We start from the raw sequence: 23,532 nt of genomic DNA on the forward strand, positions 1-23,532 counted from the left end.
GGCACAATGGTCCTTCGTGTTCTACCGCGGAGGCTCAATTTTTGTTTATGGGGAGCCCGAGGCTTAACCAGAGGTTGATTATATTGATGCCGTTGAACAGCATGTGAACTGCAACGCACATGATCAGACTCTGACGTAGTTGGTAGACTCGTCCCATGATAATACCGAAAACGATCAACGGGATCCAACTGACTCCGTAACTAAAGTGAGCCAGTCCGAATAGAACCCCGCTCACAATGGCTGGCCACCATGGCGGCCGATACTCCGACGGTATTTGGGAGCTATCTGCGGTGTAAGGTGCTTCAAAACTTGCTGGCTTCCAATCCTCCGATGTATTAGCCTCATCGGTAGCAACGCTGCTTGGTTTCCATCCGAATAAAACCGCTTTGGCGGTTCGACCGAAATGAGCGGATTCGAACCAACCTATCAACAAACTACGGAAAAAAAACTCCTCAGTGAGCGGTGCTACAATCACAGCTTGAAAGGCGATGACTCCCACTAGCCAAGGATAGTTTTTCAGCGCATCGATAATGGGGTGGTTGTACTCGACTCCGCTTACAAGGGTGGTAATCACATTGACTGTTACGATCGGAGGGAGCATCAGCAGCAGTACCCAACCGCCAATTCCTATATCTCTTAGTAGTCCGGATGAAGAAATACCGACTGCTCGCCAATCACCTCCGAGGCGATTCACCACAATGATCAAGGTGACGATGCCTGCAAATAGTTGAGCGACAGTAATCCAGCCGGACCCGAGAACATCTTCTTTACTGAGTTTTTTCTCTTTGCTCTTTTCTTCTGGTATTGGTTCCGCAGTAGATTCTGTTTCCGCAGTGGATTCCTGTTCGGTCGGTGAGTCGGGCAATGGGTCGGACTCTTCTTCCACCGGTTGGTCGTTTTCGATAACGGAATCAGTCGATACAGAAGCAATCTCTTCGGAGCTCGGTGCAACAGGTCCGTTAAAAAATCTCCACGATGTAGCTCCCGCTACCATAAACACGAAGAGAATCGCTACGGCGATGACGCAATCAACAAACCCGACGGACGCTGTAGGCTTGACTGACGATTGGAATCGCATTCCCTTGGTCAGTCGAAACAGTAGGACTCCCCACGAAGCAAACGAGCCAATCAATAGCGTGATGATGATCATGCCCAGGGCGGCGACCTGTAACAGCTGAGTAGGAGACAGATCTTCTGGTTTCATGAATTCCGATTCTTAAATACGAGCCACACATATTCCAGGCCCGAAATGACGGTTAGAGCCATGGCGGAATAAATCGAAACCACGGTAAACCAGTAGTAGCTCGACGAAACGGTCCCCCAGTGCAGATACATCATGACCGCTACCACCGCTACGCACTGAAGCAACATTTTCCATTTGCCTAATTGCTTTGCGGAGAAATCTCCACCTTGTCCCTCGACCATCCCACGCAAACTGGTCACCAGAAGCTCTCGCCCTACAACCAATGTTGCCATCCAAGGCCGCAGAGGACTAGATTCAAATCCAACCAGCGCGATCATCGTGCCGCAAATGATGATCTTGTCGACAAAGGGATCCAGAATCCGGCCTAGTTTAGTGACTTGGTTGTATCGCCGAGCCCACCATCCATCGATCCAGTCCGTGCTCGCAGCAACGATGAAACAAATCATTGCGGCGAAAAAGAAAGACCATTCAATCAACCCGCATACGACTAATGCGAGAACAAATCTGACGGTGGACAACACATTGGGGACGTTCCAATTGGATGGTCTCTCAGGTGTGGTCATCGCGGGACTCCCGTCGCCACTCCCACCAAATCATAGTCTTTGTAGGTCACGATTTCGCACTCAACTAACGCACCAGCGTGAAGCTTCTTACCAGGTTCCCCGGTTACGAAAACGGTTGAGTCGACATCCGGAGCATCAGCGAATGTGCGTCCCAGCCACACGTTCTTGGATTCATCGACAACCTTATCAATGAGGACGTCGAGCTTCGATCCTACTTGCTCTTCGCACCACTCGAACGCATTCTGTTGTTGAACTGCCATGAGACGATTGCGACGCTCCTTCTTGACGCGTTCAGGTAGATGATCTGTCAGCTTGGCTGCAGGGGTATCGCTTTCGATCGAATAGGCAAATACGCCTAGCCTTTCAAAACGAATCTCGGAAACGAATTCTTCCAGTTCATCGAACTGTTCATCCGTTTCTCCAGGAAAACCAGCGATCATGGTAGTCCGCATTACCAAGTTCGGAATGCTGCTTCGTAGCTTGGTGACTTGTTCATAGGTTTGTTCGCGAGTCACCCGCCTGGACATTCGCTTTAGAACTTGATTGTTGATATGCTGGAGCGGCATATCGATGTAGGGAACAATCCGCTGCGCCGATGCAATCGTATCGATAAGCCGGTCGTCTATGTACATTGGGTAAAAGTACATCAATCGAATCCAATCGACATCGATTTTGTCGAGCTCGGTCAGCAGCTCGTATAGCCGTGGTTCCCCAAACATGTCGATACCGTAGTAAGTGGTATCTTGCGCGACGACAACGATTTCGCGTACGCCGTTGTCAGCCAACCGCTTGGCTTCCTCCAGAATCTTATCCATCGGTTTGCTTGCATGCTTGCCCCGCATTTTGGGAATTGCACAGAACGTACAAAGTCGGTCGCAGCCTTCGGAAATCTTCAAATACGCAAAGTGTTTCGGGGTCACTTGCAAACGGTAATCATCGGATAGTGCACGAATTGGGGCAGGTCGGAAAATGGTCCGCTGCTCGTCGAGACCGTCCATGAATCGATCGACAATGGTGGTAATATCGTCCCGTCCGAACACTCCAACCATCCCGTCGATTTCGGGGCGGGCCTCGAGGAGCTTTTCTTGTTGACGCTCGGCCAAGCAACCGGTGACAATCACACCACGGATTTTGCCCTGCTTTTTGAGTTCGAGCATCTGGTCGATCGCATCGAACGATTCTTTGCGGGCATTGTCGATGAACCCACACGTATTAATGACCACAAAATCCGATTTTTCCGGATCTTGGACCAGTTGGTAGCCATCCCTTTGGAGCAGTCCTAGCATCTGTTCGCTATCGACCAGATTTTTTGGGCATCCCAAGCTTATAAAAGCATAGGAGCCACGCCCCCCTCCTGATTGGGCCAGGCTCCCAAGGGGGGATTGGGTCTCGTCAGGGTTGATTATGGGTAGTATGCTCATAGAAAACAGCAAATATACAAGACTTTATGCAGGCCGCCCGGAGCGACGTCCCGCACCGAATAACGGTATGATTATAATTGGCGAGCAATGGGATGGTTGCCAATTCGTCGATGATACCAGCGGTCTTGCTGGAGGCTAGGCCCATTTTTCCTGTTAAATGAGACCAACGGGCTAAACGTTGACGCTTTCTGAGATGGCCATTTGCAACGCTTTAAACTGAGATCGCAGGAGCGTGACCGCCACTTCGTGCAGCGATTTGTTTTTGGCTGCTTGAGTTGCCTGGAGTTCCAAATTATCGTCGCTGCCGTCGTTGTAGACCACCTGGCGCATGGCGTCGTGGACGTTCTGGACCGCTTGATCTCGGGCTGCGGTTAGATCGGAGGCTTCATTTTGCTGCAAAACGCTGAATCGCATGGTCGGCGATTCGTCAGCTTGCCGTTTGCGAGTCGCGATGAGATCCTTGATGCTCGCTTGAAAATCGTCGACCGATAAGTCGCGAGTTTGGTAGTCGGGCGTATCCATATTGGCGATATTGCTCGCCAGAATGTTATGTCGCCTCTCAGCAAACGAGATGGTTTGCTCAAGGCTTTCAAAGGTGGTGGTTTTGAAAAGTGACGGAAGCATACACTTAGCCCTCGAGACTGAAGCCTTCGCTGGAATCCTCTAACGTGGCGGTTGAGCCATATGCGGCTTGAAGCTGCGAGGCGGCCACGGTTTGTTGCAACTGCGTGAGCACGGAATCCCTCTTGAGATTCATGCTGTCCAAGCAGCGGTTCTCCTGCACGATCAACTCGGAGAGCAAGCGATCGCATCGATCCACCATCGTTCTGCAGCGAGCTCGCTTTTCCGGTGAGTTCCATACCCGAGCTTCGGGATCCTCATCGCGGTAGCTGATCAGCTCCAACTGAACGGATTGCAAGCTTTCCATCAGCGTTTGCTTGCGAGATAGCACAGCCATCAACGCACCCATATCGTGCTGAGCCACTTGGTCCGACTGTTCGATCGTCAATGCTTGCATCTCTTCGAGAAGATGCAGCTTGGTCTCGATGAGTTCGAACAGTCGTTCGGTGTTAGGAATAGGGGAAGTTGGATCTGCCATATTCAAGGCTTTAGCAAAAATCTTTCGCTGAGCCAAGATTGGTTTAGAAAAATGACCTGGCTTCGTTTGATCGGGCCAGGCGGGCCAAGAGTATCCAGGTTCTCTCGGCAAGCCTGAAGAACAATTTTTTCACCGATCCGCTGTCAGAAACGCGTCGGTGCTGGATTAAGTAAGATAGAACCAAGAGGAGTCTACCTTGCCAGAATTTCCAGAAACCAACGAAAGCCTGATCGTCCGGGTTCGAGATCCGTCGAATCGGGCCGCCTGGGAGCAGTTTGAACAGCTCTATCGCCCGGTGATCTTTCGTATCGCTCGAGCCAAGGGACTGCAACATGCTGATGCGTTGGACCTGGTTCAGCAGGTCTTGATCGCGGTTTCCTCGGCCATCGATCGCTTTGAAAAACGCCATGAAGCAGTGCAGTTTCGCAATTGGTTGGGCCGAATCACTCGGAATGCAATTCTCAAGGCCCTTTCCAGGCGGCCTCGCGACCGAGCCAGCGGTGGCTCTGATGTGCTGGAAGTCCTGTCTGAAATACCAGCTGATCCCGAAACCGAAGCGTTGATCAACCTGGAGTATCGCCGCGAGTTGCTATCAAGAGCAGCCCAACAGGTTCGCAACCAATCGCAAGAAGTGACGTGGCTGGCCTTTGAAATGTCCGAGCTACAACAAATTTCCGTCGAGCGGACCGCGGAGTTACTACAGATCTCGACTGGCAGCGTCTACGCAGCTCGCAGCCGCGTTATGAGGCGAATCCGAAACGCGATTCAGCACCTCGAAGAATCCGAGTCCGATTCCTAGCAGGAAACCCAACATGAAGCCAAATGAGCAAACCTGCGATCCCAAGCGGATCGATGATTATCTGGAAGAACGACTTGGCGAACCGGTCGCGAGCGAGTTCGAGCGACACTTGTGCGACTGCGAGCGTTGCCGAAACGAGCTGCAGCGACGCTCGGCAGAACCGGATATCTGGCGGGACGCTGTCGCGCTGCTCAGGCCGGATTCAGGGATTAATTCAGCACCTGATTCATCGCGTAACGAATCGCTAGCATACTCAGAACAGTATCGTGGGCTCGAAATCCCTCGCTCCTATGAAAACGATCGTTCCAGCTCAGGTGATCCGACGGCAAGAGAGCACAATACTTCTCAGCGAGAACGATACGTGCAAAGCGTACTAGATTCGTTAGCACCAACCGACGATCCTGAGATGCTCGGTCGCGTAGGGGACTATGAGATCAGTGGCGTTGTTGGTGTGGGTGGAATGGGAGCGGTCCTTAAGGGCTTTGACAAGTCGCTGCGCCGGGTGGTTGCGATCAAAGTTATGGCTCCGCATTTGGCTCACTCGGGATCAGCTAGGACACGTTTTCAACGCGAGGCACGGGCTGCTGCGGCGATCACGCACGACAACGTTATCGACATCTATGCGGTCGCCGAAGCGGGTGGATTGCCCTATCTGGTCATGCCCTATGCGCGAGGACCTTCACTACAGAAACGAATTGACGACGGTGGACCGCTAGGGGTGGTCGAGGTAGTTCGGATCGGCCGACAGATTGCAGCAGGATTAGCAGCGGCCCATGAGCAAGGAGTCGTGCATCGGGATATCAAGCCAGCCAATATTCTGCTGAGCGATGGCATCGAGCGTTTGTGGATTACCGATTTCGGTGTCGCCCGGGCGATGGATGACGCTTCGATGACCCAGACGGGCGTTATCGCGGGTACTCCGCAATATATGTCGCCAGAGCAAGCGCGGGGGGAATCGGTAGATCATCGTAGCGATTTGTTCAGCTTAGGGAGCGTACTGTACACGGCTTGTACCGGAAGACCGCCGTTTCGATCTGAGGCCGCTTATGGCATTCTCCGTCGCATCACAGATTCCGATCCACGTCCGATTCGCGAGATCAACTCGGAGATTCCCGAATGGCTATGCGCCATCATCGCTCGTCTGCTAGCCAAACATCCCGCAGATCGTTTCGAGAATGCTCGTGAAGTGGTCGATTTGTTTGACGGCTGTCTGGCCCATCTGCAGCAGCCGCTGCAAGTCGAATTGCCACAATCGATCCGAAGCGAGCGGTTGAAACATAACGCTTCACCCCATAACACTTCAGCACCACAAACCAAGCCAACCCAACCAGTTCTTTCATCACGAAAATTCTTTTCAAACCGAGGCATCATTATGACGGCTTTACTCTTGCTAGCAGCTCTGTTAGGTCTACTGACGACGCAAGTGACCAATCCGGTGGACATTTCCGGACACTGGACCGGGGAGAACTGGCAACATGTTTCCCTAGCATCGGTCGACGAGGCGAGTGACTGGTACTCAGGAACGTTCGTTGATTCGACCGGCCGACGTGGAGTAGTGCGACTCGAATGGTCTCGTTTGCAACGGCGTTACAACGGTCGCTGGAAAGTGGGCGAAGCAGAATCAGGTGAGATCACACTTAGAAGCGGAGAGAACGGAATACTAAGAGGTGCCGTGTCCGTGGATCCAGAATCGCAGCTTGAGCCGGGCGTTCCTCGCCTGTTGGAGTTTGCTTGGCAACCCGCTTCACAGCAAGCTCAGCAGGATTTTGAATCGCAGGCGGTCCAGCAGGCGAAGTCACCCGAAAACCCGTTAACCACGGAAGAAATACCATCCCAGGTAGCAGTCAATTCGATTGAACCAAAAGGAGCAATTGCAGACGTTTTTGGACCCAAGACAAGCAGTTCGCCTAAAGTCATCTCCGCGTTTGGCGCCGCTTTGGAACTTGCGAATCGTCTGCACGAATCGCGATTGAAGCTTGCTAGCGTCGAGAAGGCCATCGGCGAGGGGCAGGCTGAGTTAACGGCAGGCCTGGAGGAATTGATCGCTTTACGTGGGAAACAAGGTCAGACCAAAGAAGACGATGAGTTGGAAGGAGAACGATTAACGCAAAAGATACAGACCGTCGAAGCCCATTTACGAACCATTGAGCAGTCGATCAACGCACTGACTGCAGAACGTAAACTTGCCTATGCAGCACGGAATGATGCTCAGTCTGAACAAAAAAAGATTCTCGAGGCGCTTAAAGAACAGCTCTCATCCCATAAGCAAGCGTTGAATATGAGGAAGGCAACCAGAGAAGCCATGCAGTTGCGATATAAGCTAGGTGGTGCAAACGACATGGAGCTAAAACAAGTCGAGCAATCACTTGCGGAGGCCGAATCGCAAGCACGCCAAATAGAACTCTTGGTCCGATGTTATGAGAGTCTTGGCAAGAATTGATTTAGAGCAGGGTTTGCAGGGGGGCGTTTTACTGCACATGCGACGCACTGCACCGATGACTCATGGCCAGAGCGACTTCGATGGTTAGCGATCCCGTTAGGGACAATATGTCATTTGCGAGGAATCGCCGAAGTGACAGACATGATTACATTTCGTCCCTAAAGGGACGGCAACAGGCGAGGGGGGGCGCTCGGGCTACCGAGATTTTGTCCTTAACAGGACAACCCTGGGGCTATTTGTTACGGCCTACTAGGCTTCGCTGGCTCGGGGCTCGTTGGGGCGAGACGCACCGGAAAGATTCGAATTTTCTGGTTTGAGTATGATGATTCGTGCCTGATTGATGATTCGTGCCAGTCATATTCCCAAGACGGATGATCAGATGCAGCAGGCTTGCCCTGCGGAGTCTCACGATTCAAGCTAAACCACAACTCCCCAGACTTGGGCAATCTCACTTTGGCACCATGGATTCTTACCATCATTTTGCCTTACATCATGTTGACATGAGCCCCGCAGGAGTATAGCCTAGCGGGCTTGCCGCACATCGTGTGGCCTCACAACAGGGTCGGTAGTGAAAACGGGGGTTCTGAGTTCACCGCCACCCCCGCAAAACCACTTTCCTACTGACTAATCCGCATGAATCCACAAGAATTGCTTCGAATTGTCGATTCGTTGCATCGCGAAAAACAGATCAGCCCAGATCTCGTTATTCAAGCGATCGAATCTGCTTTGATAACCGCTATTAAGCGACAGTTCGGCGAAGATACTGAGGTAATCGTTTCGATCTCTCGGGAAAGTGGCCAAATTACGGTAACAGTCGACGGCGAAGCCCTCAGCCAGGAGGAAATCGGTCGTATTGGTGCCCAGACTGCAAAGCAAGTTATCATTCAAAAGCTCAAGGAAGCAGAGCGAGATGCTCGACTGGATGAGTTCTATCCTCAGGTAGGTCAGCTTGTTACAGGCGTTGTGCAGCGGACAGAAAAAGGGTTAACCATTGTTCAACTGGGCAATGTGGAGGCAATTCTGCCACGCAGTGAGCAGATTCCGGGCGAGTCGTACCACAACGGATCCCGAGTTAGAGCAGTCATTTACGAAGTCAAGCAGTCCGGAAATCGGGTCAAAATTATTCTGTCGCGGACTCACCCCAGCTTTGTTCAGCGACTTTTTGAGCAGGAAATCCCTGAGATCTCAGAAGAAGTCATCCGCGTCAACGCCATCAGTCGCGAGCCCGGCTATCGCAGCAAAGTAGCGGTCAGTAGTTCCGATCAGCGGATTGACTGCGTGGGAGCGTGTGTGGGCATGCGGGGCAATCGCATCAAGAATGTCACGGGTGAGCTCGCGGGCGAGAGAATCGATATCGTTCGGTGGAACGACGACCCCATGGTGCTCATTCCCAATGCCCTGCAACCGGCAGAGGTCGAGCAAGTTTTGCTGTGCGACATGATCGGCCGAGCGATCGCCTTGGTAAATGAAGAGCACCTATCTCAGGCCATTGGTCGTTTTGGTCAGAACGTCAGGCTAGCGAGCAAGCTGTGCGGATGGGATATTGAGATCATGACGGCTTCCGAACTGGAACGTCAGATTGAAAAGGCGATGGAGATGTTCCTATCGATTGAAGGAATGACGGAGGAAGTCGCGCAACAATTGGTCGAACAGGGCTATTTGTCCTATGACGATTTGTCGGTCATTGAGCCTGATGCCTTGATGGAAATGGGTGGCTGGACCGAGGAGCAGGTCGACGCGATTGTCTTGCAAGCCGAAGAACGAGCGGAAGAGTTAGAGGTCCAGGAGGCCGAAAGAAAACAGGCCGAGAAGGCTGAGCGAGAGCGACAAGCGACGGAAGAACTGGACAGAAAAGAGCGTGCAAAAAACGCACCCCCGGCTCCCCCGCCCGAGCCAGAACCGCCGAAGGAGGACGAAAATGGCACAGAATCAGCGACCTAATTAATGTTTGACTCCTGCCGTAACGCGAGAAATTGCGGTATTATCATAAGAGTCAGAGGTGCGTGGTCGGTCTATCGGTCGACGTTGCGTGTGTTGTGGCTTTGTCAGATGGTTGGCAACGCCGTGGGAGGACCCACAACCTACCTCGTGGGGGCATCCGAATGAGATAATTTACAAGACGAGAGACTAAGGCGAGGTCCCGATCCGGACAGGGAATCGTACACGTCTCAACGGGCAGAAAGCCCAAGGAAAACAGCTCAGTGGCAGTACGTATTTATTCGCTTGCAAAAGATGTTGGTCTAGATAGCAAAGAGCTAGTGGATTTGTGCACGCGTTTGGGAATCTTGAACAAGGGAAGTGCCCTTGCCAGTTTGGACGACGACGAAATCGTCAAAATCAAGAAGCATTTGGCGGAGAAAGCAGCCCCTGCTGCCGCGGCACCTCCTGCACCGCTCCCAACGAGAGAGCCTATCAAGGAAGCGCCCATTAGAGAGCCTGGCGCAAGATTTGGCGCGGCCAAGCGTGACTTAGCCGCAGCGGCAGCAAAGCGAACGGCTGTATCGACAAAACAGGATGACGCTACCGTTCTGGAAGATGCCGAGGACGCGGAATCTTCGGAAAGCACCGAAACCGCGCCCGAAACGCAAACGGTCGAGCCTGCCGTGAGCAGCGCACCCGCTGCGGAGGCATTGCCCGCAGAACCAATCTCCGAGCCCCCTGCTGCCTCGGCTCCCATCCAGGAAGAAGTCAAGCCCAGCAGTCCCCCCACCCCGGGTTCGCCGGCCCTCCGGAGAGGTGACTATTACTCTCCTGCACAAACCAGCGGTCGGGTTCGCGTATTAGGCAGACCACGCCCAGGAAGTGGAAGCACCGCTGATCCATCCAAATCCGGTTCCGAGCGGCCGGCCGCAGACCGTAAGAAGAGTCGTGCACCGGTCCTAAACCTCTCCCCGATGCCCAAGACCGCAACGCCTCCTGCGAACGCGAAATCTCAGGAACCCGCGATCCAGAAGCCAATCGTCAAGCTGACTCCCGATGTAATAAAGGGGATCGGCAAGGGGATGGAGAAACCGGCAGACAAGCCAAAGACTCCTGGCTCTACAGCGAAACCCACGGGAACGGGACGTGCATCCACACCTAGTCAGACAATGCATGCTGGTCTAGCTGACTTCAAAGCGAATGCTGAGAACAAGCTCAATCAGAAGAGCAAAAAGGTCGTTGACGAGGAAGAATCGCCAGCCAACAAGAAAAAGGCTCTGGGCGGATCCGGACGCGGCGATCGGCTTCGCAATCCTAAGATCCAGACAACCAGGGATCTACATCTCATCGAGGATGAAGAGAACAAGCGTCGTGGTGGAGGCGGCAGGGGCCGCAAGAAGCAGGTTACCATCGCACGAAAAGAAAAAGCGATCTTGGTTATGCCATGTTCGCTTAGAAGCTTCTCCGAAGCAGCCGGCGTTCCAGCCGCTCGCGTGCTCCGTTCGTTGATGATGATGGGAACGATGGCTAACATCAACTCAACTCTGACTCAGGAACAAGCTGAGTTGGTAGCGGCTGATATTGGAATCGATATCGAATTTAAGCAAGCCGAGTCTCTCGAAACCAGCTTGATCAACAAGCTCGAAGCGGTCGAGGACAATCCAGAGGACATGGTTGCTCGTCCACCGATCGTGACATTCTTGGGGCACGTCGACCACGGCAAGACCAGTTTGCTGGACTATTTGATCGGCACCAAGATCGTGCGGGGCGAAGCAGGCGGTATCACTCAACATATTCGAGCCTACACCGTCAAGAAAGACGGCCGCATGGTGGCGTTTGTAGATACCCCCGGTCACGAAGCCTTTACCGAAATGCGTGCTCGTGGAGCCAACGTAACCGACATCGCCATTTTGGTGGTCGCTCTCGACGACGGCATCATGCCTCAAACCGAGGAAGCGATCTCCCATGCCAAGGCGGCGGGTGTTCCCATCGTCGTGGCTGCGAACAAATGCGACCTGCCTGGCGCAGATGTGAATCGTCTTATGACACAAATGACCGAGCATGGACTAACCCCGAGCGCATGGGGTGGTGACATTGAAGTCGTTGAAACCAGCACCCTCACAGGTCATGGGATGGACACTTTGCTGGAAACCGTGCTGACCGTCGCTGAGTTGCACGAATACAGAGCCAACCCAAAACGAGCTGCGACCGGTGTTTGCTTGGAAAGCGGACAAGATCCGAACCGTGGTGTTACCGCCAAGGTTATGGTTCAGAACGGAACATTGCGGGTGGGGGATATCGTCGTATGCGGCTCGTCGTTCGGACGCGTCAAAGCTCTCTACGATACCTTAAAGACCAACAAACAGTTAACTGAGGCCAGCCCATCGGTCCCGGTTAACATTACCGGTCTAGATACGGCACCTGAGGCGGGCGAGAAATTCTTTGTTTTGGATGACATCGCACAAGCTCGGCAATTGGCGGCAGACCGTGAGAACGCCGTTCGAGCTCAATCCCTATCCGGAACTTCTCCGAAGGTTTCGTTCGAGACCTTCCAGGAGTTGCTGCAAACGGGCAAACTCGGAGTCAAAGAAGAGAAGGTGGTTCTCAACCTTATCATCCGAGCCGACGCTCGCGGTTCACTCGAGGCTATCGAGAAAGAGCTAACCAAGCTGGATCATCCAGAGGTCGAGATTCGTATTCTTCAAAAATCGGTCGGTGGCGTGACGGTAGCTGACGTGACTTTGGCAAGTGCATCGCATGCGGTGATTGTCGGCTTTAACGTCATCCCTGACGAAGCCGCACGTGTATTGGCAGACACGCGAAACGTCGAGGTTCGCCGGTACGAGATCATTTACAATTTGGCACAGGACATTAAGGCTCTGATCGAGGGCCGTCTCAAGCCAGAAGAGCGTGTCGTGGAACTCGGACGAGCCCTGGTCAAACAGGTCTTTTCTGTCTCTCGCGTGGGAGCGATCGCAGGTTGCTACGTTCTGCAAGGGCAAGTGGAGCGCGGTTGTCGAATCCGGGTTAATCGCGAAGGACGCAAAATCGGTGACTATGCCTTGGACACCCTCAAGCGTCACAAAGACGACGTCAAAGAGGTACCACGAGGCATGGAGTGCGGAATCAAGCTAGCGGGCTTTAACGACATCAAGCCTGATGATTTGCTCGAGGCTTACCGCATCGAAGAGTTTGCACGTACCTTGGATTCCACGAGATCGTAACGCTCTTGCGTTCTAAGCAGACATCTTGAGCGAGAAAGATCGTAGTAACTAACAATGACGGCAAGAAGAGTTTTAAAAGCAGGTGAAGCGATCCGAGAGGTCGTTTCCATGGCCATTCTGACCGAGATCCGGGACCCCCGGGTCAAGAACGTAACAGTTCTTGGCGTTGAGGTAGCGCCGGATATGCGCGAGGCCAAAGTGGTTGTCAGCATCATGGGAAATAAAACCCAGCAATCCACTAGCATGAAAGGTTTGCAAAACTCCGCAGGATTCTTGCAAGCCAAGATCGCCGATAGGATCGACACGCGTTATACCCCGAAATTGAGATTCGTTCTCGATGATGGCGTGAAGAAATCGATGGCAGTTTCGCAAATCCTAGAACAGCTTGCTGCCGAGCGGGCGGAAACTGCTGCACAAAAAGGCTCCCTGCCTAATGAGCAGGACGACTCGTCTTCGACAGAAGAAATTGCAGATCTCCATGATGATCAAGAGAGCCCGCAGGATCTCAAAGAAGATTCTGTCGATGACGATGGCGAACAACGTCCAACGACCTAATCCTTTACTTCCAGCCAAAAGATTCCGAATCGTTCGATTCACTTAGATCACAATGAGCACACGTGTCGAAAAGTTTGAACAGCTTTACAAAGCGTTAAAAAAGCACCTCAAGTTTAACGAGGTTTCGGTCGAGCGAACGGTGCTGGAGCACATGCTTTACGCCTGCTGCCTCGAGGATTCTCGCAGCGAGCAAGCTGATGAAGCGTTCGCTAAGTTACAACAGAGCTATTTTGATTGGAACGAAGTTCGTGTCACCACGACGATTGAGCTGAGCGATATCCTTTCGGCCCTACCGAACGCAGCCACCGCAGGGCATCGAATCAAGCGATGTCTGCAATCTATGTTCGAGACCCGCTACCAATTCGATTTGGAAGACCTCAAGAAAGCAAATCTTGGCAAAGCGACCGAGGAACTGCAAGCTTGGCAGGGAATGACGCAGTTCGTCCTAAACTACACCTCTCAACACGCGTTAGGTGGGCATGCGATTCCCGTTGATTCCTCCACGGTCGATGTGCTCTGGGCGGCGGGCATCTTGTCCGACTCCGAAGCAGAAAAGAAATCGGTTACGGGCCTCGAGCGAGCGATACCCAAAAACAAGGGAGAAGAGTTCGGTTCCTTGCTCCACCAGTTCGCTGTCGAGTACAGCCTCAACAAGAAGCACGCAGCCTCGTTAGCTGTCTTTAAGGAACTGGGAGTTACCCCTAAGGCCAAGCCGGCGGCAGCCGAAGCCACCGCTTCTCCCACGAAAAGTAAAACTGCATCAGCATCCAAGAGCGGTGCAGGGACGACCTCCAAAGACGGCGCTAAATCCTCAGCGAAAGAATCGGCCGCCTCTCCTAAGGACGCTTTCGTAGCGGAAAAGAAAGACGCTGCCGCAACTGACACCGCCGATGCCGCGTCCAAAGCATCGAGCAAAAAGTCGGGCGACTCAAAAGCTCCAGGCAAAAAGGACAGCCCCAAGCAGCCCGCGCCAGACAAAGCTCCAAAGCCCGCAGCGAAGGGAGCTGACAAAGATACGGCAAAGGTTGATGATAAAAAGTCAGTCAGTAAGCTAACTTCTAAGTCCGAGTCTGGAAAAACACCCTCTTCCAAGTCTCCCGCAGCTAAGCCGGCGACCCCCAAGGGAAAGCCCCCCGCTGAGAAAGCAGCATCGGGAAAAGCGGCAACCGAAAAATCGAAATCTACTAAAAAGCCCGAAAAGCAACCAGAAACCAAAAAGGCCAGCGCTGCCCCTAAAAAACCAGCCAAAATGGCCAACAACGTCAAGATCACCAAGAAGAAACCTAAGTAAAGTTCGGAGTTTGTAGTATGGCAGGCCATTCGCAGTGGGCAAACATCAAGCATCGAAAAGCTGCCGTTGATGCAAAGCGTAGCAAGCTTTGGAGCAAGCTATCCAAGGCGATCATCGTGGCTGCCAAACTGGGTGGTGGAGATCCATCTGCCAATATCCGGCTTCGAGCTGCCATCCTCGAGGCAAAAGCAGTCTCGCTCCCTCGCGACAACATCGAACGAGCCATTAAAAAGGGAACCGGCGAACTCGACGGGGGCGATGTTGAAGAGATTCTGTACGAAGGCTATGGCCCCGGCGGAGTGGCTGTGCTTTGCGACATCATGACCGACAATCGCAACAGAACCGCCCCTGAGGTTCGCAAGTTGTTCGACAACCACGGCGGAAAGCTAGGTTCCACCAATTGTGTAGCCTATATGTTTGAACGCAAGGGAGTTATGTCGATCAAACAGAGCTCCATCGATCTAGAAAAGCTAATGGAATTAGCTCTCGAGAATGGTGCGGACGACGTCACGGAAAGCGGCGAGTATTTTGAACTAACATGTGCACCGGAGGCGTATACCGGCTTGGTCGAGGCCCTCGAAGCACAAAATGTCCCCATTGAAACAAAAGAAGTTGCACGCGTACCTAGCAATACGGTTGAGGTGGACGGTGAGACAGCGATCTCGGTCATGAAGCTTTTGGAAAAGCTGGAAGACCACGATGACGTTCAATCGGTCGCTACCAACGTTAACTTTACGCAAGAACAATTGGAATCCTTTCAATAGACCGTTCTAAAATGCCATCTGAGACCTCCTCAACTGTTCGCATGGAACGGTTGGATGCTTCGCGTGAGGATTTTCCTGCCGCAATCAAACGACTTCGAGCCAAGCTTAGCCCCGATGGATCGGTCGTTTCCCCAAGAGGCCGCGAACTCACTTTAAAGGTCTTTGGAGAAGCGTTGTCGCCATCAGAGGTCGTCCAAAGGATTTGCACCGACGTCAAGTCCCTCGGGTCTGAGGCCGTCTTACGCTACGCCAGAGCCTTAGATAATCCAGAGATCAGCGCTGAGACGTTGCGAGTCCCCCTGGAAAAAATGAAGACAGCCCATGAGTCTGCTTCCCCTTCCTTTCTCAATTCTATTCGTCGCATTCGTGATAATATCGCGACCTTTCAGTCCAGCATTCTTCACAAAACCGTTCGTGTCGAGCCAACACCTGGAGTGGTCCTGGAGCAGTGTTACAAACCGCTGCGCCGAGTCGGAATCTGCGTACCAGGTGGTGCCGCAGCTTACCCATCCACTGTTCTAATGACTGCCGTACCAGCCCAATGTGCTGGGGTCGATGAGATCGCAGTCGTAGCTCCCCCTACGCCTCTCGGAGCCTACAACCCCGATATGCTCGCGGTTTGTTATGAACTGGGGCTACGCGAGGTCTATGCCGTTGGCGGCGCACAAGCCGTCGCGGCTCTGGCGTATGGTATCAAGGAAATACCTGCCGTCGACAAAATCGTGGGACCTGGCAATCTCTTTGTCGCGTTAGCCAAGCGTTTTGTCTACGGCGAGGTCGATATCGACTCAATCGCTGGTCCGAGCGAGGTCGTTGTACTAGCAGACAGTACTACTAACGCGTCCTATGCCGCATCGGATGTGCTCGCTCAGGCGGAACACTCGCCCGGTGCTAGCATCGTTATCAGCTGGGATCGTCAGGTGCTCGATGAGATTGAACGTTGCGTGGCGAAGCAAGTAGAATCACTCGACCGAGCAGACTTGACCGTCGCCTCCCTGAACGAATTCGGTGCATTGATATTATGTCGCGACGAGGAGGAGGCTTGCCGTATTACCGATTTGATTGCTCCAGAGCATTTGCAAATCGCGATCGACAATCCTCGCCGATTGTTAAAGAACATTCGCAATAGCGGTGCCACGTTCCTCGGTCCGTTTTCTCCGGTTGCCTTGGGGGATTACGCAGCGGGGCCATCGCACGTGCTTCCTACGGGAGGCACAGCACGTTGGGCATCGGGACTTTCATCTAACCATTTCCTCCGATCGAGTAGCGTTATCGAATTCGATCAGGCGGCATTGAGATCGATCGCTAACGACATCACGGCTTTAGCAGACAAGGAAGGGCTCACGGCCCACCGCGAATCCGTTCGATTACGGGTTTAACGCGGTTAAGGCTATCCACCGATTTGATACATGGCTCGATCGGGCTGCTTAAAGGTGGATGTGGAGATGCCATGCGCAGCAAATTTGTTTTTGACGCAGTCGCTCGCGATTTCATAGAGCCTCTCGTCACTCTCCCCAGCATCGATCGCCGTTCGTACATCCCACTCTTCACGACCAAACAAACAATTACGCAACTTGCCATCGGCGGTTAGTCGCAATCGATTGCAACTTTCACAGAAGGGCTTCGATACCGGATCAATGAATCCGATTCCCCCTTTTCCATCCGCAAAACCATAGTCCATGGCTGGCTGCGAGGGATCGTGTCTTCCGATCGGGACTAGGGGACCGTACTCGGATTCTACCTTCGCTCGCAATTCCTCACCCGAGACAACTTGATCGTGACTCCAAGTCCGATCGGCGTCCAAGGGCATGAACTCGATGAAACGAATATAGATATTTCGTTCTCTCGCGAACTCAACCAGTGGTATGCAATCCTCTAGGTTGATGTTTCTCAGTACCAACGCATTGAGCCGTACTACCAAGCCGGTATTGAGTGCCGAGTCGATTCCCTCGATGACCCGATCGATTCCGTCTCGCCGCGAGATCTGACGAAAGGCTTCTTCTCTGAGTGTATCCAACGAGATGTTGATATGAGTAAGACCTGCTTTCACAAGCTGATTTATAATCCCAGCCAACATCATTCCGTTTGTGGTCATGGCGATCTGCTCGAGACCATCGATTTGGTTTAACTTGCCGACCAATTGATCTAAGTTGGGTCTCATGAGTGGCTCCCCGCCGGTCAAACGTACCTTGCGAACACCGGCAGCTACCAGCACTCGCACTATCCGCTCGATGGCTTCAAACGAAAGCAACTTGGATTGCGGTAGGAAGCCAGTGACCGTCGCGGGCATGCAATAACGGCAACGAATATTGCAGGCATCGGTCACGCTTACACGTAGGGAGGTGTGGACTCGTCCGAATCCATCCACTAAGGGCAATAAAGGTAGCGGCACTTTTAGTGGGTTCATGGAGCAGGGCTGGGATGGATCCACTTGGGAGCTTGGACGGCATACCATTCCTTTTTCCAAATGGGAACTTGTTTTTTAAGCTCGTCAATGAGCCATTCTCCCGCATCAAAAGCTTCGGCTCGGTGAGGACAGCTCACTGCTACCGCCACGCTAGCCTCTTGAACCTCCACTCTGCCGACTCGGTGCACAATGGCCAATTTCTTGATTGGCCATCGCTCAGCGGCCAAGTCCGCTAGTTCCTGCATCTTGGCCGTGGCCATTTCGGCATACGCCTCATACTCCAAGTAAGCGGTTTCGGTTTCCCCCGTCCAGCGGCGAGTGGTCCCCAGAAACAAAACCGTAGCCCCGCACGCTTCATCGGAAACATGGTTCAAGACTGCAGAGGTATCAATCGGCTGGGATGTAATCAAAATCATTCCACGATTTTCCTCTAGCTGGGACGAATCGTCCAGAACGCAACTTCTAAATTTGATCTGTCGTGCTAGTATTTTCAGTAATTCAAGCGAAAGTAGTGCCATGAAAGAACTGTCCCCCAAGCGAGTTGTTTTAGCCATGAGCGGTGGAGTCGATTCCAGCGTGGCCGCTCATCTTTTGCTCGAACGAGGCTATGAGGTCATCGGCGTTTTCATGCGGCATGGAGAAAAATCGAGCCAAGCCTGCGAACTGGAGTCGGGCAAACCCAACCCCCTTTTGCCGATTCTCCAAGGCCGGTTGGATCACAAACAAGGCTGCTGTAGTGCCAGCGATGCTGCCGACGCGCGACGTGTGGCGGATCGGTTTGGCATCCCGTTTTACGCGCTCGATCTCGAGGAGGATTTCCGGCGGATTGTCGACTACTTCATTGATGAGTACCAAAATGGTCGAACTCCGAACCCATGTGTTCAGTGCAACAACTGGATCAAGTTCGGGCGATTGTTTGATTATGCCGATGCAGCCGGAGCACAGTTCGTAGCGACCGGTCATTACGCTCGCATGATGCAATCGGACAGCGGTGATTGGGAACTGCATCGGGGGCTGGATGACGACAAAGATCAGGCCTATGTTCTCACTGGCATCGATCGCAACTTTCTCGAACGGATGCTGCTTCCCGTCGGTGGCTATCACAAATCGGAGATACGCGAAATCGCAACGCAGCTCGGTTTGCGAGTCGCCGACAAAAAAGATAGTCAGGAAATATGCTTTGTTACTTCGGGACAACACGCACAGTTTATTCGCGACAAGACACAAGCCTCGAAACCAGGTGAGATCATAACGGAAGATGGCAAAGTTGTGGGTAAGCATCCTGGCATCGAGGGCTTTACCATAGGCCAACGCAAGGGGCTTGGGGTCGCCATGGGTTCACCCTACTTCGTGACCCACATCGATGCTCAGACGGCTCGCGTCACTATAGGTCCGCACGAGTCACTTAGTCGAAACTGGCTCATCGCCAAAGAGTCGAACTGGCTGGAAGAAATACCGATCGATGAGTGGTTTGATGCCGAAGTTCAGATTCGATACAACTCATCGCCACAACCAGCTCGGGTCAAACGTCTTTCGAACGATACGTTCGTTGTCAGCTTTAGCGAGGACTGTTTTGGAGTCTCACCTGGCCAGTTAGCGGCCGTCTTTCTTGGCACGCGAGCTATTGGTTGCGGATGGATCAATAAAACCGGTCGTGGCGACTGGAGTGAGCAAGAAGCCGGTTATTCAGGTAGTTCGTGTGGTGCCTAACAAGCCGTTATTGACAGCATTGGACTTCTTTCAAAACGTTTAGGTCTCTCATAGCCGAAAACTAGTGTTAGACAGGTTAGCCATGATGGCACCAGATACTGCGAGTTTCACATGGATGTGGGCGCGAGCAGTAGCAAGTCGGAGACTGCAAAGTCCCGCGACCTAAAAACCAGGGGGATGGATTCCCGAGTCACAGAACACGAACACTGTTTTCGACATGAGTCGAACTGGGGATCTTATGGGCAAAAAAGATGTATTCCGAATGGTCACGCGTGCGGAGGATGGGTCTCTCCGCATCCGTGACTTTCATTCGGCTGAGTTTATCTTTCGCACTCATACGCAGATTGGGATTGAGGACAGCAGCACTGATTTAGACTTGCGTGGGATGCCGGTCTTCAAAGGGCTGATCGGTCCGATTCCGGAGGGCAAGAATATCGTGCGTTACGAGAGCCCTGAGGTCTTTGAATTGATGACCAAAGAATGGGCCTCTCACAAGCCGCGTCGTCGACGACGAAGCACCGCTGGAGCACCGCTATCGGACGCATCGACACCGTCCAACGAATGGGTCGCTCCGACTCAAGTCTAACGATACTTGTCATTGGCCGAGGCCATGAAAAGGGTAGTGGCCGAGGCAACGAGGCCATGAAAAGGGTAGTGGCCGAGGCAACGAGGCCCCTCTGCTTGGCGAGCATCGTAAACGACGCACCATTTCATTCTGGCTGGCAGTACGATACTTCTTTCGATAAGGCAGCAATGCTAGGCCCTTCGAGGTCTGCTAGATCCATGCAGACGTGGTTGCCCAACTCCTCAACCACTACAACGCTTGTCGCCCGGTCAACGCGTCGGCGAGGATCTCTTTGTTGGTTGCCTCAAGTACGCTGCCAGTCGTCACGCCGCGTGCTAACCTCGTCAACTTGACCGGATAATCTGCCAACTGATTCGAAATAAACAAGGCCGTTCCATCCCCCTCCACATTGGGGTTGGTCGCCATGATGACCTCGGTGTAATTGCCGGTTCGAACTCGGTCGACGAGCGACTCGATTGTCAATTGATCAGGCCCAATGCCATCCAATGGTGCAATACGCCCTAACAAAACATGATAGTGGCCGCGATACACGCCCGCTTGCTCGAGAGCGATTAAGTCTCGCGGCTGCTCGACGATGCACAATAAATGCTGGTCTCGCCGAGAATCCAAACAGACATTACAAAGCTCCCCCTCCGCCAAATTAAAACAGACCGAACAGTAGCGGACATTCTCTCGCACGCTGCGAATGGCATCGGACAAGGCGAGGGCTTCGCTGATGTGAACCCGCAAAAGATGGTACGCTAGCCGCTCGGCCGTCTTTCGGCCAATTCCCGGCAGCTTGCCCAGCTGCTCAATCAATTCCGTAACGGATTGCGATATCTCTGCCATCTGTGCAATGTAGCTCCTTGGTCCCTGGTCAGTCAGCTGTTAACATAGCAGATAGGTCGAATTAGGCCGAGAGTCACCAAATTTCGCACAAATCCTAGCCGCTAGCTTGCCAAAAATCCCAGTATGAGCGTTTTGCTTCAAATTCGAAAAGCCAGTAAACGATACGGCGATCAAGTCCTGCTAGACGAAGCGGAATGCACCATCACCAGCGACAAAAAAGTCGGCTTTATCGGTCGAAATGGAGCTGGCAAGTCGACTCTTCTCCGCTGCATCCTGGGCGATGAAGAGCTGGATTCGGGTCAAATTATCAAACATCCGCGACTCAAAATTGGCTACCTGCGACAACATGACCCGTTCCTGCCGGGCGAAACCGCACTCGACTTCCTGATGCGCGACAGCGGCCAACCCGATTGGCGGTGCGGTGCCGTCGCCGGTGAGTTCGAACTCAAAGGACGCTATCTGGAGGGCCCTGTCAGCGAACTATCAGGCGGTTGGCAGACTCGAGTCAAGCTGGCGGCCCTCCTCCTGCACGAACCAAATCTTTTGCTGCTCGACGAACCTACCAACTTCCTCGACCTCCGCACACAAATCTTGCTCGAGCACTTCTTGCGAGGCTTCCGAGAAGCTTGCTTGATCGTCTCTCACGACCGGGCCTTTCTCGGTGCCACCTGCGATTCGACGCTCGATCTCTCGTTGGGCCAGCTGACGATGTACCCCGGCAAAGTCGACGAGTTTCTCGAATTCCAAGCCGAACGGAACGAACATAACCAACGAGTTAACGCAGCTACCGAAGCGAAACGGAAACAGCTCCAGGAGTTCGTCGACAAAAACCGCGCCCGAGCAAGTACGGCCACCCGCGCCAAATCGAAAAGCAAAATGCTTGAGAAGCTTGAATTTGTCGATGTGCAATCCAGCCAAGCCAATGCGGTCATCCGGGCACCAATGGTGGAGCCTCGCAAAGGGCCTGCCATGCGTTGCATCGACCTAACCATTGGCTATCCCGATAAGAAAATTGCGGACGATGTTTCGATCGAGATCGAACACGGCAGTCGAGCTGCAATCGTCGGGGACAACGGTCAAGGAAAAACGACCCTGCTCCGTACCATCGTCGGATCGCTGCAGCCTTTGCAAGGTGAAGTGCGATGGGGCCACGGTTGCAATATCGGGACTTATGCTCAGCACGTTTATACGAGCTTGCCCGAAAAGAAAACCGTGCTCGAGTACCTTGAATACGAAGCTATTCCCGGTACCAAGAATCAAACGATTCTCGATACGGCCGGTTCGATGTTGTTTCGCGGGGAAGCTGTTAACAAAAAGGTCTCGGTTTTGAGCGGTGGCGAAAGAGCCCGCCTCTGCATGGCTGCGATTCTGCTGGGTAGCTTCAACATTCTCGTTCTCGACGAACCTGGTAACCACCTCGACGTGGAAACGGTAGAAGCCCTGGCTAACGCACTGCTGGAATATAAAGGTACGGTTATCTTCACGTCGCACGATCGACACTTCATGAGCCGCGTCGCTTCGAGCATTATCGAGGTCAAAGATGGCACGGTGGTGAATTACCACGGAAACTACGACTCGTATCTCTACATGGTTAACAAAGAGATCGACGATGCCGAAGAAGCTCGAACGGGACGAGCCCCCTCGCCATCGAATAATAAAAAGGGTAAAGACAAGGACGGCAACAAATCGAATGGGCCGAAGTCCAAGGGGCCCCAGTTGGATGATCGCGTGTTGCGAAAGGAAATTAGCCAGGTCGAGAAGCAAATTGCTAGACTAGACGCACGCAAAAAAGAGTTGAACGACCAGCTCATGAATTCGACCGATGCCATGGCCGCCATGCAGTTGCACGAAGAGTTGGTCAAGGTCACGGAAGAACTCGATGCAGCCGAGCTACGTTGGGCGGAACTTCAAGAACAGATCGAAGCGATGCAATGAACAATCCGTTAGCCATTTACCATCAACCGGAATTGATTTCCGAGTTTGCTTATGTTGCCCCCAATGCTAGCCTCATCGGAGCGGTTCATGTTGAGGATGAAGCGTGTATCTTATTTGGAGCGGTTTTGCGGGGTGATTGCGAACCGATCGTGATCGGCAAACAGAGCAATATCCAAGACCTGTGTTGCTTGCACGCTGACCCAGGCTTCCCTTGCTCGGTCGGCGATCGAGTTACAGTCGGTCATGGAGCGATCATTCACGGTGCTACGGTCGAGGACGAGTGCTTGATTGGGATACGTGCCGTGCTGTTGAATGGATGCGTTATCGGCAAGGGATCGGTGATCGCTGCCGGCAGCTTGGTGCCTGAGGGTAAAGTTATCCCTCCCAACTCTGTAGCGATGGGAGTTCCAGCCAAAGTCATCCGTGAAGCGACAGAGAAAGACCGAGAGATGATCCAGCGAGGCTGGCAGCACTACGTCGAAACTGCCAAGGCTTTTCTGAATAGCTGAACTAGAATGCTTGATGCCGAGCCGCCAGTTCGAATGAAAAATCACGTTGTATATCTGGTCGGTCATGGGCGTTGTTTTAGAGTAGTGGGCAGCACCCGCAATAAAGAGAAAACAAACAGCCTGGGATGAAAACCATCTCCCAAACTGCCTCGCGCAAAGCATTTAAGATACGGTTACCCTTGCACCCAGGGTGATGCAGAATAATCAGAGCAAAAGCTTTATTTTACGATAAGTCGGAAGATTCTGTTTGCTTTGAACAAAAGCCAGTGCTATATCA

At 52.8% G+C, this 23,532-nt stretch carries 20 protein-coding genes; 12 read left to right on the forward strand and 8 right to left on the reverse strand.

Going from position 1 to position 23,532, the window contains the following annotated elements; genetic code table 11:
• Nucleotides 1-34: 34 nt before the first annotated feature.
• The 5 genes from SH449x_RS15080 to SH449x_RS15100 form a co-directional block, all read right to left on the reverse strand.
• Nucleotides 35-1,204 carry a CPBP family intramembrane glutamic endopeptidase gene (locus tag SH449x_RS15080; protein WP_482376901.1) on the reverse strand — a complete coding sequence of 390 codons (1,170 nt, stop codon included), beginning with the start codon at nucleotides 1,202-1,204 and terminating at the stop codon, nucleotides 35-37.
• Nucleotides 1,201-1,767, reverse strand: a complete 567-nt coding sequence (gene pgsA / locus SH449x_RS15085; protein WP_482376902.1) for a CDP-diacylglycerol--glycerol-3-phosphate 3-phosphatidyltransferase — start codon at nucleotides 1,765-1,767, stop codon at nucleotides 1,201-1,203. Before pgsA ends, SH449x_RS15080 begins: the two co-directional genes overlap by 4 nt.
• Nucleotides 1,764-3,188, reverse strand: a complete 1,425-nt coding sequence (rimO, locus tag SH449x_RS15090; protein ID WP_482376903.1) for a 30S ribosomal protein S12 methylthiotransferase RimO — start codon at nucleotides 3,186-3,188, stop codon at nucleotides 1,764-1,766. The genes pgsA and rimO overlap by 4 nt, the downstream gene beginning before the upstream one ends.
• A 171-nt stretch (nucleotides 3,189-3,359) precedes the next feature.
• Nucleotides 3,360-3,812, reverse strand: coding sequence for a flagellar basal body rod protein FlgB (locus SH449x_RS15095; protein ID WP_482376904.1), 453 nt, complete (start codon nucleotides 3,810-3,812; stop codon nucleotides 3,360-3,362).
• A 4-nt stretch (nucleotides 3,813-3,816) separates the two neighbouring features.
• Entirely contained in the window at nucleotides 3,817-4,287 is a 471-nt protein-coding gene (locus tag SH449x_RS15100) for a hypothetical protein (protein WP_482376905.1), read from the reverse strand.
• Between the two features lie 196 nt (nucleotides 4,288-4,483).
• On the opposite strand from SH449x_RS15100, the gene SH449x_RS15105 reads away from it, so the two are divergent.
• From SH449x_RS15105 to hisD, 8 genes are all read left to right on the forward strand, one after another.
• Nucleotides 4,484-5,086 (forward strand): RNA polymerase sigma factor, encoded by a 603-nt coding sequence (locus tag SH449x_RS15105; RefSeq protein ID WP_482376906.1) that lies wholly within the window; start codon nucleotides 4,484-4,486, stop codon nucleotides 5,084-5,086.
• A gap of 13 nt (nucleotides 5,087-5,099) precedes the next feature.
• Nucleotides 5,100-7,526: a protein kinase domain-containing protein gene (locus SH449x_RS15110; RefSeq protein WP_482376907.1), complete on the forward strand. Its 2,427-nt coding sequence runs from the start codon at nucleotides 5,100-5,102 to the stop codon at nucleotides 7,524-7,526.
• A gap of 633 nt (nucleotides 7,527-8,159) precedes the next feature.
• Entirely contained in the window at nucleotides 8,160-9,467 is a 1,308-nt protein-coding gene (nusA, locus tag SH449x_RS15115) for a transcription termination factor NusA (protein ID WP_482376908.1), read from the forward strand.
• 260 nt (nucleotides 9,468-9,727) lie between these two features.
• On the forward strand, nucleotides 9,728-12,670 hold the full coding sequence (gene infB, locus SH449x_RS15120; RefSeq protein ID WP_482376909.1) for a translation initiation factor IF-2: 2,943 nt from the start codon (nucleotides 9,728-9,730) through the stop codon (nucleotides 12,668-12,670).
• A gap of 54 nt (nucleotides 12,671-12,724) precedes the next feature.
• Complete coding sequence (gene rbfA / locus SH449x_RS15125) at nucleotides 12,725-13,225, forward strand: 30S ribosome-binding factor RbfA (RefSeq protein ID WP_482376910.1); 501 nt, start codon at nucleotides 12,725-12,727, stop codon at nucleotides 13,223-13,225.
• Between the two features lie 52 nt (nucleotides 13,226-13,277).
• On the forward strand, nucleotides 13,278-14,516 hold the full coding sequence (locus tag SH449x_RS15130; RefSeq protein ID WP_482376911.1) for a hypothetical protein: 1,239 nt from the start codon (nucleotides 13,278-13,280) through the stop codon (nucleotides 14,514-14,516).
• Between the two features lie 17 nt (nucleotides 14,517-14,533).
• A complete protein-coding gene (locus SH449x_RS15135; RefSeq protein ID WP_482376912.1) occupies nucleotides 14,534-15,280 on the forward strand; it encodes a YebC/PmpR family DNA-binding transcriptional regulator in 747 nt (248 codons plus the stop codon).
• An 11-nt stretch (nucleotides 15,281-15,291) separates the two neighbouring features.
• A complete protein-coding gene (hisD, locus tag SH449x_RS15140; protein WP_482376913.1) occupies nucleotides 15,292-16,659 on the forward strand; it encodes a histidinol dehydrogenase in 1,368 nt (455 codons plus the stop codon).
• Nucleotides 16,660-16,670: 11 nt separating this feature from the next.
• Here hisD and moaA read toward each other — a convergent pair whose 3' ends face one another.
• Together moaA and SH449x_RS15150 are read right to left on the reverse strand one after the other, a co-directional pair.
• The gene (gene moaA / locus SH449x_RS15145; RefSeq protein WP_482376914.1) at nucleotides 16,671-17,687 is read right to left on the reverse strand and encodes a GTP 3',8-cyclase MoaA; all 1,017 of its coding nucleotides are present in this window, start codon (nucleotides 17,685-17,687) and stop codon (nucleotides 16,671-16,673) included.
• Complete coding sequence (locus tag SH449x_RS15150) at nucleotides 17,684-18,103, reverse strand: molybdenum cofactor biosynthesis protein MoaE (RefSeq protein WP_482376915.1); 420 nt, start codon at nucleotides 18,101-18,103, stop codon at nucleotides 17,684-17,686. The genes moaA and SH449x_RS15150 overlap by 4 nt, the downstream gene beginning before the upstream one ends.
• A 100-nt stretch (nucleotides 18,104-18,203) precedes the next feature.
• Here SH449x_RS15150 and mnmA point away from each other — a divergent pair, with 100 nt between their 5' ends.
• Nucleotides 18,204-19,397 (forward strand): tRNA 2-thiouridine(34) synthase MnmA, encoded by a 1,194-nt coding sequence (gene mnmA / locus SH449x_RS15155; protein ID WP_482376916.1) that lies wholly within the window; start codon nucleotides 18,204-18,206, stop codon nucleotides 19,395-19,397.
• Between the two features lie 238 nt (nucleotides 19,398-19,635).
• Nucleotides 19,636-19,983: a hypothetical protein gene (locus SH449x_RS15160; protein ID WP_482381831.1), complete on the forward strand. Its 348-nt coding sequence runs from the start codon at nucleotides 19,636-19,638 to the stop codon at nucleotides 19,981-19,983.
• A gap of 228 nt (nucleotides 19,984-20,211) precedes the next feature.
• Here the strand turns inward: SH449x_RS15160 and recR are convergent, their stop codons facing one another.
• Nucleotides 20,212-20,811 carry a recombination mediator RecR gene (recR, locus tag SH449x_RS15165; protein ID WP_482376917.1) on the reverse strand — a complete coding sequence of 200 codons (600 nt, stop codon included), beginning with the start codon at nucleotides 20,809-20,811 and terminating at the stop codon, nucleotides 20,212-20,214.
• Nucleotides 20,812-20,934: 123 nt separating this feature from the next.
• Here recR and SH449x_RS15170 point away from each other — a divergent pair, with 123 nt between their 5' ends.
• Both SH449x_RS15170 and SH449x_RS15175 read left to right on the forward strand, forming a co-directional pair.
• Complete coding sequence (locus SH449x_RS15170) at nucleotides 20,935-22,746, forward strand: ABC-F family ATP-binding cassette domain-containing protein (RefSeq protein ID WP_482376918.1); 1,812 nt, start codon at nucleotides 20,935-20,937, stop codon at nucleotides 22,744-22,746.
• Entirely contained in the window at nucleotides 22,743-23,255 is a 513-nt protein-coding gene (locus tag SH449x_RS15175) for a gamma carbonic anhydrase family protein (protein ID WP_482376919.1), read from the forward strand. The genes SH449x_RS15170 and SH449x_RS15175 overlap by 4 nt, the downstream gene beginning before the upstream one ends.
• Nucleotides 23,256-23,532 lie beyond the last annotated feature (277 nt).

Source organism: Brakhagea baltica (assembly GCF_052161605.1).
GTDB lineage: Bacteria > Planctomycetota > Planctomycetia > Pirellulales > Pirellulaceae > JBKCUI01.

Bases quoted from the DNA above. Each gene is read 5' to 3' on its own strand.
- SH449x_RS15130 (WP_482376911.1), top strand. From the start codon at position 13,278: ATGAGCACACGTGTCGAAAAGTTTGAACAGCTTTACAAAGCGTTAAAA.
- SH449x_RS15100 (WP_482376905.1), bottom strand. From the start codon at position 4,287: ATGGCAGATCCAACTTCCCCTATTCCTAACACCGAACGACTGTTCGAA.
- nusA (WP_482376908.1), top strand. From the start codon at position 8,160: ATGAATCCACAAGAATTGCTTCGAATTGTCGATTCGTTGCATCGCGAA.
- rbfA (WP_482376910.1), top strand. From the start codon at position 12,725: ATGACGGCAAGAAGAGTTTTAAAAGCAGGTGAAGCGATCCGAGAGGTC.
- SH449x_RS15175 (WP_482376919.1), top strand. From the start codon at position 22,743: ATGAACAATCCGTTAGCCATTTACCATCAACCGGAATTGATTTCCGAG.
- SH449x_RS15170 (WP_482376918.1), top strand. From the start codon at position 20,935: ATGAGCGTTTTGCTTCAAATTCGAAAAGCCAGTAAACGATACGGCGAT.
- moaA (WP_482376914.1), bottom strand. From the start codon at position 17,687: ATGAACCCACTAAAAGTGCCGCTACCTTTATTGCCCTTAGTGGATGGA.
- pgsA (WP_482376902.1), bottom strand. From the start codon at position 1,767: ATGACCACACCTGAGAGACCATCCAATTGGAACGTCCCCAATGTGTTG.
- hisD (WP_482376913.1), top strand. From the start codon at position 15,292: ATGCCATCTGAGACCTCCTCAACTGTTCGCATGGAACGGTTGGATGCT.
- mnmA (WP_482376916.1), top strand. From the start codon at position 18,204: ATGAAAGAACTGTCCCCCAAGCGAGTTGTTTTAGCCATGAGCGGTGGA.
- SH449x_RS15110 (WP_482376907.1), top strand. From the start codon at position 5,100: ATGAAGCCAAATGAGCAAACCTGCGATCCCAAGCGGATCGATGATTAT.
- rimO (WP_482376903.1), bottom strand. From the start codon at position 3,188: ATGAGCATACTACCCATAATCAACCCTGACGAGACCCAATCCCCCCTT.
- SH449x_RS15080 (WP_482376901.1), bottom strand. From the start codon at position 1,204: ATGAAACCAGAAGATCTGTCTCCTACTCAGCTGTTACAGGTCGCCGCC.
- recR (WP_482376917.1), bottom strand. From the start codon at position 20,811: ATGGCAGAGATATCGCAATCCGTTACGGAATTGATTGAGCAGCTGGGC.
- SH449x_RS15095 (WP_482376904.1), bottom strand. From the start codon at position 3,812: ATGCTTCCGTCACTTTTCAAAACCACCACCTTTGAAAGCCTTGAGCAA.
- SH449x_RS15150 (WP_482376915.1), bottom strand. From the start codon at position 18,103: ATGATTTTGATTACATCCCAGCCGATTGATACCTCTGCAGTCTTGAAC.
- SH449x_RS15160 (WP_482381831.1), top strand. From the start codon at position 19,636: ATGGGCAAAAAAGATGTATTCCGAATGGTCACGCGTGCGGAGGATGGG.
- SH449x_RS15135 (WP_482376912.1), top strand. From the start codon at position 14,534: ATGGCAGGCCATTCGCAGTGGGCAAACATCAAGCATCGAAAAGCTGCC.